Genomic DNA, 11400 nt, shown 5'->3' with positions numbered 1-11400 from the left:
ATGTTCACGGCCCCCCGGAGCGACGAGATCTTTACCGAACAGCGCCTTACTCCCCGGACGTTCCAGCCCGATCCTGCCTTTCGCGAAGATGTGCTGAACGGGCTGGCGCAGGCAGGCAAGGCGATCCCGGCGCGCTGGTTCTACGATATGCGCGGATCGCAGCTTTTCGAGGCGATCACCCAGGTCCCGGAATATTACCCCACTCGCACCGAAACCGCGCTGCTTCACGCCCATGTGGCGGCGGTCGCGGAAAGGCTTGGCGCCGATGCCACGGTGGTGGAGTTCGGCTCGGGCAGCTCGATCAAGACCCGCATCCTGCTCAAGGCGCTGCCCCGCGCGACATATGTGCCGATCGACATCTGCGGCGAGTTCCTCGACGAGGCCTGCCTGGCGCTGCAGGGGCTGTTTCCCGCGCTGCGGATCGTGCCGGTGGAGGCCGATTTCATGAACCCGGTGTCCTTGCCGCTGCGGCGCGAGGGCAGGGCGATGCTGGGGTTCTTCCCGGGATCGACGATCGGCAACCTCACGCCTTTCGCCGCCGTGGACCTGCTGCGTTCGATGCGCGAGACGCTGAGCGAGCAGGCGCATCTCCTGATCGGGATCGATCGGGTCAAGGACCCGGCGCGACTGGTATCGGCTTATGACGACGCGGACGGGGTGACGGCGCTGTTCAACCTCAACCTCCTCCAGCGCATCAACCGCGAGCTTGGGGGCACCATCCCGGTCGGCGAATTCCGCCATGTCGCGCGCTGGAACGAGGATGCCAGCCGGATCGAGATGCATCTGCAGGCGCGCCGGGCGATCCGTTTCGAGGTGGCGGGCCAGGCCTTCCACATGGAAAGCGGCGAGACCATCCATACCGAGAATTGCCACAAGTACCGCCCCGGAGAAATCCGCCTGCTGCTCGCCGCCAGCGGATGGGGCGAGGTGGAGCACTGGAGCGATGCCGGGGGCGACTTCTCGCTGGTGCTGGCGCAAGGGGGCGGTGACTGAGGCGGGCCTCCCGCTACCGTGCAGGGCCTCTGCCATAACAACAAGGCATGGCTGAGTGCGATGGCGGCGCTTCAATCCGCGCTGCCTTGGTACGATATCTGGCGTATCACAGCTTCGGAAGGTCACCATGTCCAGCGCCGCCGCCAACGCTATCGCCACCGTTTCGCTTCGCGGGACGCTTGAGGAAAAGCTCAGGGCCGCGGCCGACGCCGGGTTCGACAGTGTGGAGATTTTCGAGAACGACCTGATCGGTTCGGCCCTGCGCCCGGCGGACGTGCGCAAGCTGATGACCGACCTCGGCATCCACTGTTCGCTCTACCAGCCGTTCCGCGATTTCGAGGGGATGCCCGGCGAGATGCGGGGCCGTGCCATGGACCGGGCCGAGCGCAAGTTCGACCTCATGGGCGAACTGGGCACTGACCGCATTCTCGTATGCTCCAACTGCTCGCCCCATGCGCTGGGCGAGCGCCAGCGCATCGTCGACGACTTCCGCGAACTGGGCGACAGGGCCGCCGCGCGCGGCATCCTCGTCGGCTACGAGGCGCTGGCCTGGGGCCGCCACGTCAACGATCACCGCGATGTCTGGTCCATCGTCAGGCAGGTGGACCATCCGGCGGTCGGCATCATCCTCGACAGCTTCCACTCGCTGTCGCGCCGTATCACGAACGAGAGCATCCGCGACATTCCGGGCGACAAGATCGTCTATGTCCAGCTTGCCGACGCGCCGCTGCTCGACATGGACCTGCTTTACTGGAGCCGGCATTTCCGCAACCTGCCGGGGCAGGGCGGGCTGGACCTGCCGGGCTACGTCGCCGAAATCCTGCGTACCGGCTATGACGGCCCGCTCTCGCTCGAAATCTTCAACGACCGGTTCCGCGCGATTTCCTCGCGCCTCGTGGCGCAGGACGGGCACCGTTCGCTCGAATACGTGCGCGATGCGGCAAGGCGCCTGCTTGGCCAGCCGACCACGATGCCCGCACCGCAGCCGCCGCTCGGCGCCGAATTCGTCGAGTTTACCGCCACCGGCGACGACACCGCGCGGCTGGGCGAGACTTTCGAAACGCTCGGCTTCTCGCATATCGGCACTCACCGCACCAAGAAGGTGACGCGCTGGCGGCAGGGCAATGTCAACCTCGTCATCAATGCCGAGCCCAAGGGTTTCGCCAAGTCCTATCGCATCGTCCACGGCACTTCGATCTGTGCCATCGGGGTGCGGGTGAAGGACGCCGCCGCGGTGATGGAGCGCGCCGCCGCGCTCGGCATCCGTGCCTATAGCCCCGAGGGCCGCCCCGGCCGCATGGCCATGCCCGCGCTGCGCGGCGTCGGCGGCAGCCTCGTCTATCTGGTCGAGGATGACGGCGCCGAGGCGCTCTGGGCGCGCGAGTTCGAGGCGGTGCCGGTGGAGGACCTCACCGACGATGCCCGCGCCCGCTCGATCGACCACCTTGCCGCCGTGGTCCACAATGACGAATTCCTGTCCTGGCAGCTTTACTGGCGCGCCCTGTTCGGCCTCGAAGGGCGCGACGCCAACGACGTGATCGACCCTTCCGGCCTCGTCCACAGCCAGGCGCTGCAATCGCCGGACGGAGGCTTCCGCCTCACCCTCAACGCCTCGGACGCGCGCGAGACGCTGTCCTCGCGCTTCCTTGCGCAGGGTATGGGCGGCGGTTTCCAGCACGTGGCGCTCGCCAGCGACGACCTGCTCGCCACGGCGGCTGTCGTCCGCGCGCGGGGGGCGGCGATGCTGGATATCCCGGAGAACTATTACGACGATCTCGTCGCCCGCTTCGGGTTCGACGGCAAGGCCGCCGCGCGCATGGAACAGGCCGGCGTGCTCTATGACGAGGACGGCGCCGGCAATGCCTATCGCCAGCTTTACAGCCGGGCGTTCGACAAGCTGTTCTTCTTCGAATTCGTCGAGCGCGGCGGGACTTACACGGGCTACGGCGCGCCGAATGCCGGGATCAGGCTGGCGGCGCAGAACCGGTTTCGTGCGGTGGAAGAGGTGGCCGAGTAAGAGCAAAGTCCTGGGGGATGATCCCCCAGACCCTCGGAATGTCAGCGCCGCGCGCGATTTACTTGCTGCGCAGCCAGTAAGTCTTCCGACGCAAGGGGCGCGCGCGGCCGGATAGTGCAGGGGGCTATGCTCCCCTGCTTTTCCTTTTCCTTAAACTGCCTGACTGGCTGCCGCGAAGTCCGCGAGCATGCGCTCGGTGTTAGGCTCCCGCCCGGTGAAGCGCGCGAAGGCGTGCGCGGCCTGCATCACCGCCATGCCGCCGCCGTTCAGCGTCGCGCAGCCGATGGCCTTCGCGGCCTTGAGCAGTTCGGTTTCCAGCGGGAAATAGATCACGTCCGAAACCCACATGTCGCGCGTCAGCAGCGCCGGGTCGAAGGGCAGGCCGGGGTGGCTCTCCATGCCCACGGGCGAGCATTGCACCACGCCGTCCACGCCCGCGATCGCCTCTGCGGCCGAACCTGCCGCGATCACTTCCGCGTCGGGAAACAGCGCGGCAAGGCGCCGGGCCAGCGCCTCTGCGCGCTGCGTTGCGGGGTCGAAGATCGCCAGCCGCTCGGCGCCCAGGTCGAGGTGGGCATAGCCCACCGCCGAAGCCGCGCCGCCCGCACCGACCATGGCCACGCGTTTGCGCGGCAGCACGCCCAGCGAGGCGAGGAAGCTGGCGCGGTAGCCGGACCAGTCGGTATTGTCGCCGATCAGGCGGCCGCCGCGCAGCAGCACGGTGTTGACCGCGCCGAGCTTGGCCGCCGCTTCCGAAAGCTCGTCCATCAGCGGCACGACCGCCTGCTTGAAGGGGTGGGTGACATTGGTGCCGTCAAACCCCAGGGCGGCCATGGTCTTCAGGAAAGTGCCGAGGTCATCCGCGCCGAAGCCGATCACGTCGCTGTCGAGGATGCGGTAGACCAGCGGCAGGCCCAGCGCCCTCGCTTCGGTTTCGTGCATCGCCGGGCTGCGCGAACCGCCGATGCCGGAGCCGATCAGGCCGCAGAGAATGGTCGAGCGCGCGGGGCCCGTGACGGCGACGGGAGACTGAAGCATGATCTTGGTCCTTGGGTAGGGAGGAAGGCTTAACGCTCGGCGGGCATCCGGATCAGGGTGACGGCCAGTCCGGCCAGTACCGCCGGGACCGCGAAGATCGCGAAGATCGCCGCCAGCGGAACCTTCTCGGCCAGCAGGACGCCGCCCAGCATCGGCCCGATCACCGCGCCGATACGGCCCACGCCCATCGCCCAGCCGAGCCCGGTGCTGCGCACTTGCGGCGGGTAGAAGCTGGTGGCGAGCGGGTAGCAGCCGTTGAAGCCGCCCTGGATGAAGGCGCCGATGAAGAAGGCGGTCAGCAGCGTCGCGGCGATCGTCATGGAAACCGCGCCGAACACGACGAGGGCGACGGCGGCCAGAACCATGTAGAGCAGGATCAGGCGGCGCAGGTCGATGCGGCTGGCGATCAGGCCGATCGAGGTGATGCCGATGAAGGCGCCGATGTTGTAGACCGCGCCGGCGTAGATTGCCTGGGTGGCGGGCAGGCCCGCCTCGACGGCGAGCTTGGGGATCCAGCTGATGACGAAGTAGAGCGTCATGAAACCGAAGATCGTCGCGGTCCAGAGCAGGATCGTTCCCGAAGTGCGGCCTTCGCCGAGCACGCCGCGCAGGCCGACGGAGTGGGCTTCGGCGACGCGGCGCTCAGGCAGCGCTTCCAGCGTCGGGCGGCCAAGCGAGGCCAGCAGGCGATTGGCCTTGGCGAGCGCGCCCCTGGGCTGGTGAGCGAGCAGGAAATCGACCGATTCGGGCAGCATCGCCCAGACCAGCGGCAGCGCCAGCAGGCAGAGGGTGGCGGCGCCCAGCAGCATGGCCTGCCAGCCGTGGGTGTCGATCTGGTGGGCGACGATGAAACCGGTGATCGTCGCGCCGACCGGGTATCCGGCCTGCAGGAAGCCCACCGCGAAAGTGCGGTGCTTGGCAGGCGCATATTCGGCGGTCAGCGCGGCCATGCTGGCCAGCACGGTGCCGATGCCGATGCCGACCAGGAAGCGCGAGGCGATCAGTTCGGCGATCGAGCCGGCAATCGCCGATCCGAACATCGCCACCGTCATCATCACCAGCGAGGCGATGATGAGCTTGCGCCGGCCGAACTTGTCGGCCAGCGGCGCGATCAGCAGTCCGCCCGCGGCCATGCCGGCGAGGCTGGAGCTGAAGACGACGCCCAGGCTCTCGGGATTGACCTTCCAGTCGGCGGAAAGGGCGGGGGCGACGTAGGACAGGATGAGCACGTCCATCCCGTCGAGCATGTTGAGGAGGAAGCAGATGGCGACCACAAGCACCTGCCGCGCGGTCCAGCCGTCGACGTTCTGCGAGGCGCTTTCGCCCACCGTCACGTAAGGACGCACGGATACCGATCCGGCGGCGGAATAGCTGGCCATGGTAACGCCTTTCCCATCCTCAGCGGCGCTTGGCTGCGCCTGTTGTCGTCCGGCGGCCCGGCGCCGGGACTGTATGAACCTTGCGGGCATCTTCACGGTGTTTGATCCCGGGGTGCATTGCCAGACATCACGACGATGTGACTTATAGCGTTATGTTATGGCCTATAACTCTTGGCAGGTTCATCAGTATGTTGCGGGCGATCTCCTCGAAGGTCTCCCCTACGAGAGTGCGCGCCACGTCGAGGTTGCGGCTGACGTAGACCGGCAGCACGCCGGGCGACTCGAATTCGAGGAAGCGCACGGTGTCCGCGTGGGGCTGCATGGCGGTGAAGCTGTCCACCAGCGCGATGCCCATGCCCTGCGCCACGAAGGCCACGGCGGTTTCGGCGAAACGGATATAGGTGGCGATGTCCAGTTCCTCGCCCGCATCCGCATACATCCGGGCGATGATCCGGCCGTGCGGAGTGTCTTCCCGGAATGACTGGATGCGCTCGCCCCCGAGGTCGGCCACGGTGATCCGCTCGCGTTCGGCAAGGCGGTGCCCGGCGGGCACGGCGCAGACCATGCGGCCGGCGCCGATGCGGCTGGAAAGCACGTTGGGATGGTCGATGGGGAACACCGTCAACGCATAGTCGCCGCGCTGAAGTGCCAGCCAGTCGTCCGCCTGCTCCACCGAGAGAATGTCGAACTGGATGGTGAGGCCGGGATAATTGGCGGTCAGCCGAGAGAGCATCTGCGGCACCACCGAATGCCCCAGCGACGGAGAGGCGCCGACCCTGAACGTGCGGTCCTCCCCCTTGGCGAGGCGGCGGACGACGTGTTCCAGATCGTTGAAGCCCTTGTAGATCTGCTCGATCTCCTCGAACAGCACGCGGGCTTCGGACGTGGGCACCAGCCGGCCGCGCGTACGGTCGAACAGGCGGAAGTGGAGCTTGTCCTCCATGTGGCCGAGCATGCGGCTGAGACCGGGCTGCGAGGTGCCCAGCATGCGCGCGGCGCCGCTCACCGTCTTGGTAATCATTACCGCGCGGAAGATCTCGATCTGCCTGATGGTCAGCATCGCTAGCGGCTAGCACGGCGCCGGTCCTGCGCCAACGGGGCAAAAGCAGGGCGATCGGGCGGCTTGCGATGCCTCCCCCTCCGCCTGCGGGGCCTTGCGATGCTTGCCCCGCAGGCGGCGGCCGTGCGATGAGGGCGGCAATCACTTTGTTTCCCGAACGGAAAGACATGGCAAAAGAAACAGGCAGCGCGCGAGCAGGCTCGCCGCTGGAACTGACACTGCGCGGCGTGCTGCTGGGCGGCGTGATCACGCTGCTGTTCACGGCGGCCAACGTCTATCTCGGCCTGAAGGTAGGCCTGACTTTCGCGACCTCGATCCCGGCCGCCGTCATCTCGATGGCGATCCTGCGCGGCTTCAAGGATTCGACGATCTTCGAGAACAACATCGTCCAGACCGTGGCGAGCGCGGCGGGCACGCTGGCGGCGATCATCTTCGTGCTGCCCGGCCTCGTCATGATCGGTTACTGGCAGGGCTTCCCCTACTGGACGACGGCGGCGATCACCGGCACGGGCGGCATCCTCGGCGTGCTGTTCTCGGTGCCGCTGCGCCGCGCGCTGGTGATCGACACGCCGCTTCCCTATCCCGAGGGCCATGCCGCTGCCGAAGTGCTGCGCGTGGGTTCCGAATCGCGCGAAGGGGCCGAGGAAAGCGCCAAGGGCCTTTCGGTGCTCTTGTGGAATGCGCTGGCTTCGGCCGGTTTCGCAATCCTCACGCAGACGCGCCTTGCCGTTGCCGAAGCCTCGCTCTGGTTCCGGGCGGGGCCGGGGGCCACCGGCATTTCCGGGGGCCTGTCCTTCGCTCTGATGGGCGTGGGCCACCTCGTGGGCATCTCGGTGGGCATGGCGATGTTCCTCGGTCTCGTCGTCGGCTGGTGGGTGCTCCTGCCGATGCTGACCGCGCAGAACCCGCTGCCGGGCGGCGCGGAAGTCTGGGCGACCACGGTATTTTCCGAGAATGTGCGCTTCTTCGGCGCGGGCGTGATCGGCGTTGCGGCGGTTTGGACCCTGCTGCGGATCGCCGGGCCGGTGATCGGCGGCGTGCGTTCGGCCATGGCGGCCAGCCGTGCGCGCCATGCCGGAACGGTGCTGGCGGTGGAGGAGCGCGACCTGCCGATCTCGATCGTGTTCGTGGGCTCGCTGGCCATGCTGGTGCCGATCGCGGTGCTGCTGTGGAGCGTGATCGGCAGCGGGCCGCTGGCCGGTTCGGAAATGCTGCTGATCTTTGGCGCGCTGCTGTTCATCCTCGTGATCGGCCTGCTCATCGCGGCGGTCTGCGGCTACATGGCGGGGCTGATCGGCGCGTCGAATTCGCCGGTTTCCGGCATCGGCATCCTTTCCGTGGTCGCCGCCTCGCTCATGCTGGTCGGCCTGTTCGGCCGGGGGCAGGGCGCCGAGACGACCGATGCGCTGGTCGCCTACGCGCTGATCGTCACCGGCATCGTCTTCGGCGTGGCGACAATCTCCAACGACAACCTCCAGGATCTCAAGACCGGGCAACTCATCGGCGCTACGCCGTGGAAGCAGCAGGTGGCGCTGGTGATCGGCGTGGTGTTCGGCTCGCTGGTGATCCCGCCGGTGCTGGACCTGCTGAACACCGCCTTCGGCTTTGCCGGAGCGGCCAATGCCGGGCCGAATGCGCTGCCCGCGCCGCAGGCGGCGCTGATCTCGACCCTGGCCAAGGGCGTGCTGGGCGGAAATCTCAACTGGACGATGATCGGCTGGGGCGCTGCGGCGGGCGTGGTGTTCGTCGCGCTGGACGAAGTGCTGGGGCTGATGGGCCGCCTGCGCCTGCCGCCCCTTGGCGTCGGGATCGGCATCTACCTGCCGATGAGCGTGATCCTGCCGACGGTGATCGGCTCGGTGCTGGGCTTCTTTTACGACCGCTGGGCGAGGCAGCAGCGCGACCCGGAATTCGCCGAGCGCATGGGCGTGCTGACCGCCACCGGCCTGATCGTGGGCGAGAGCCTGTGGGGCGTGGGCTTTGCGGGCATCGTCGCGGCTTCGGGCAGCGACGCACCGCTGGCACTGGTGGGCGACGGTTTCGCCGGGCCGGCGCTGACAGGCGGCACGGTGCTGTTCTTCGCGCTGGTCTACATGCTCTATGCCCGCACGCGCAGGCTGGTCACTTCGGCCTGATCGGAAAGGTTGCGGGGCTCCGCGAAGGGAGCCCCGCAACTTTCAAGAGATCACGGCTTCAATAGATATCGCGGCGATAGAGCCCGGCTTCGGCCATCGCTTCCACCCGTTCGTCGCCCAGCGCACGGCGCAAGGCGTCGTCAACCGCCGGGGCCATGCCCTGAAGGCTGCCGCAGACGAGGATCGCGGCGCCGTTTTCCACCCAGTCCCGCAGGTCCGCCTCGGCTTCGGCCAGCAGGTGCTGCACATAGCGCCCGCAGTCCGCATCGCGCGACCATGCGCGGTCGAGGCGGATGAGCGTGCCGTCCGCCAGCCAGCCGTCCACTTCGCCCGGAAGCAGGGCGTCATGCGCGCGGCTGCGTTCGCCGAACAGCAGCCAGTGCCCGCCGCGTCCCTCGGCGCGGGACTGGCGCAAGTGGCCGCGCAGCCCGGCAAGGCCGGTGCCGTTGCCGATCAGGATCAGGCGGCGCCCCCCGGCGGGAGCGTGGAAGCCCTCGTTGGCGCGCAGGCGAAGCGAGACTGCGCCGCCCGGCGAAGCGAAATGCGTCAGCCAGCCGGAACCGAGACCCAGCGTGCCGTCCGTTCGTTCCACCTGGCGGACCAGCAGGTCGAGGCTGCCGTCGCCGGGGACCGATGCGATCGAATATTCGCGGTGCGGCAGGGGACGAAGCGCGGCCACGAGTTCCCCGGCGCTTTCCACCGGATGGTCGGGAATGAGCGCGCGGGAGAGGTGATCGGCCAGGGACTTGCCCTCCACCTCGACATCGCGGCCCAGCCCGCAGGCCGAAAGGTAGGCGGCGATGCGCGCGGGATCGTTGGCGCCGGGCAGGACTTCGGCGATGTCACCCGCCTGCCATGACGGCATCGGATCGGTAGCGGGCCTTAGGCTGACGAGGAAGGCAGGGCCTCCGGCGCTGCCAGGATTGAGCAGGCGGCGTTCGGCAAGCTGCCAGTTCTCGTAAGCGGCGGGCTCCCAGTCCGGCATGTCGGGTTCGGCGCCGAGCGCGGCGAGTTGCTGCTGCCACTGGCGCTGGGCGTCGATATCCTCGCCGTTCACTTCCACCATGTCGAACAGGCGCCGCGCGCCGCCGGCATGGAGCCAGCGGTCAACGGAATGGCCGAAGGCGCAGAACTCGGGATATTCGCGGTCGCCAAGGGCGAGGACGGCATATTCGAGGTGTTCGGCGCCGGGCGGGGTCGCCATCGCCTGACGGGCGAAGCGGCGCGCCGGGTCGGGCGGTTCGCCTTCGCCATAAGTGCTGACCACGAAGAGCGCGCGATCGACATCGGAGAGCAGCGCATCGTCCACTGCCGAAAGCGGCACGACCCGGGCGCCGCCCAGCGCGGCGGCGGTCTGGCGGGCGAGGCGTTCGGCGCCGCCGGTCTGGCTGGCGAAGGCGACAAGCAGGTCGCCGGTAGCGGCGGACAGGGCGGGCTGGGCCTCCACCACTTCCCTGAGCGACCGTTTCTTGCGGCGGCGCACAAGGTAGAGCAGCAGTCCGGTAACGGTGAAAAGCGGCATCGTCAGGCTGGTCAGCAGGAGCAGGATGCGTCCGCCGATCCCGAAGAAGGCGCCGCGATGCAGTTCGTACATGCTGGTGGTGATGACCTTGCCCAGGCTGCGCCGGTCGTAGCGGTCGGCCTTGACCAGTTTGCCGTCGGCAAGATCGACCTTGATGTCATCGGTCATGCGGTCATGCCGGGCATCTTCCAGCAGCACCCGGAACGTGGCCGTTTTCTTGCCGTCCTCTGGCATGGAAATGGAGATCGACCGATAGCGGCCGTCCATCGCGGCCAGCACCGTGGGCCAGGCGCGGGCCAGGCTGGGCACAGGGGCTTCCTTTGCGGCTTCCTTCGCGCCTTCCTTGCCGTTCGCGCCGCCGCCATGCCCGCTTTCCTCGCGGCTGGTCTTGCCGGTGAGCGCGTAGAGCACGCCCTGCCGGTACCAGTCGTAGGACCACCAGAGCCCGGTCATCGCGCTCAGCAGATAGACGAGCGCCACCCAGCCGCCGATCACGGCGTGCAGCGCGCGGTAAAGGTTGCGGCCGCTCTTGCGCAGGTCCAGCACCAGCCATGCGCGCCAGTCGAACGTGCGGCGGGGCCAGCGCAAGTAGAGGCCGGAGATTGCGAAGAACACCAGCGAAATCGCGGAGAAGGCGGTGATCTGGCGGCCGATCCCGTTGCCGCCGCCCGGCAGCGCGAGCCAGCGGTGCAGGTCCTCCACCGTGCGGAAGAAGCCGGTGCCGCTGGGCTGTCCCAGCAGGATGCCGCTGCGCGGGTCCACGTAGCTGCGCTCGCCGCGCCGCTCCTTGCCCTGCGCGGCGAACTGGACCTGCCAGGCGGCCTCGGGGTCGTGCTCGGCGGTCAGCCGCTCGACCTTGAGACCGGCGCGCTGCGCGGAGGCGCGGGCGATCACTTCGTCAGGGGAAAGCGCCGGGCCCTTACCGGGGGAAAGGGTGACGATGCCCGGGCTGAGCAGGCGCATGATCTCGTTCTCGAAGCTCAGCGTGGCGCCGGTCACGCCCATCAGCGCGAGCACGAAGCCGGCGGTGATTCCGAGGAACCAGTGAATCTGAAACAGTACCTGCCGCGTCACGTCTTAGCTTCCCGCTTGATCTTGCCGGGGCCGCCCGCCGGCCCCTCGGGAAAGCGCGTGCCGTTCGGCCTCTGGACTTTCGCAAGTCTTCCCTCGAGGGAGCTTCGCTAATGCGATCAACTTGCAATAGCAACAGAGATTTCATTCGTTTGCAGGAGCGGCGCGCGCGGACCTTCGCAAGG

At 67.9% G+C, this 11400-nt stretch carries 7 protein-coding genes; 3 read left to right on the top strand and 4 right to left on the bottom strand.

The window, feature by feature from the left end; genetic code table 11:
• Complete coding sequence (egtD, locus tag ACXJ16_RS07625) at positions 1-993, top strand: L-histidine N(alpha)-methyltransferase (protein WP_463921726.1); 993 nt, start codon at positions 1-3, stop codon at positions 991-993.
• Positions 994-1120: 127 nt separating this feature from the next.
• Entirely contained in the window at positions 1121-3010 is a 1890-nt protein-coding gene (locus ACXJ16_RS07620; protein WP_463921725.1) for a bifunctional sugar phosphate isomerase/epimerase/4-hydroxyphenylpyruvate dioxygenase family protein, read from the top strand.
• 150 nt (positions 3011-3160) lie between these two features.
• Here the strand turns inward: ACXJ16_RS07620 and ACXJ16_RS07615 are convergent, their stop codons facing one another.
• The 3 genes from ACXJ16_RS07615 to ACXJ16_RS07605 all read right to left on the bottom strand — a co-directional run bounded on the left by ACXJ16_RS07615 (position 3161) and on the right by ACXJ16_RS07605 (position 6487).
• Entirely contained in the window at positions 3161-4048 is an 888-nt protein-coding gene (locus ACXJ16_RS07615) for a shikimate dehydrogenase (RefSeq protein ID WP_463921723.1), read from the bottom strand.
• Positions 4049-4077: 29 nt separating this feature from the next.
• Positions 4078-5427 carry an MFS transporter gene (locus ACXJ16_RS07610; RefSeq protein WP_054441215.1) on the bottom strand — a complete coding sequence of 450 codons (1350 nt, stop codon included), beginning with the start codon at positions 5425-5427 and terminating at the stop codon, positions 4078-4080.
• A 142-nt stretch (positions 5428-5569) separates the two neighbouring features.
• Entirely contained in the window at positions 5570-6487 is a 918-nt protein-coding gene (locus ACXJ16_RS07605; RefSeq protein WP_054441217.1) for a LysR family transcriptional regulator, read from the bottom strand.
• A 167-nt stretch (positions 6488-6654) separates the two neighbouring features.
• Between ACXJ16_RS07605 and ACXJ16_RS07600 the strand changes: the two genes are divergently transcribed.
• Positions 6655-8622: an OPT family oligopeptide transporter gene (locus tag ACXJ16_RS07600; RefSeq protein ID WP_185997717.1), complete on the top strand. Its 1968-nt coding sequence runs from the start codon at positions 6655-6657 to the stop codon at positions 8620-8622.
• 58 nt (positions 8623-8680) lie between these two features.
• Here ACXJ16_RS07600 and ACXJ16_RS07595 read toward each other — a convergent pair whose 3' ends face one another.
• Positions 8681-11218, bottom strand: coding sequence for a PepSY domain-containing protein (locus ACXJ16_RS07595; protein WP_463921722.1), 2538 nt, complete (start codon positions 11216-11218; stop codon positions 8681-8683).
• Positions 11219-11400: the final 182 nt, after the last annotated feature.

It is taken from the genome of Novosphingobium sp. TK71, from assembly GCF_055361505.1.
The sequence above is the reverse complement of the archived record's forward strand: the minus strand, read 5'-3'. Positions and strand labels throughout refer to the sequence as shown.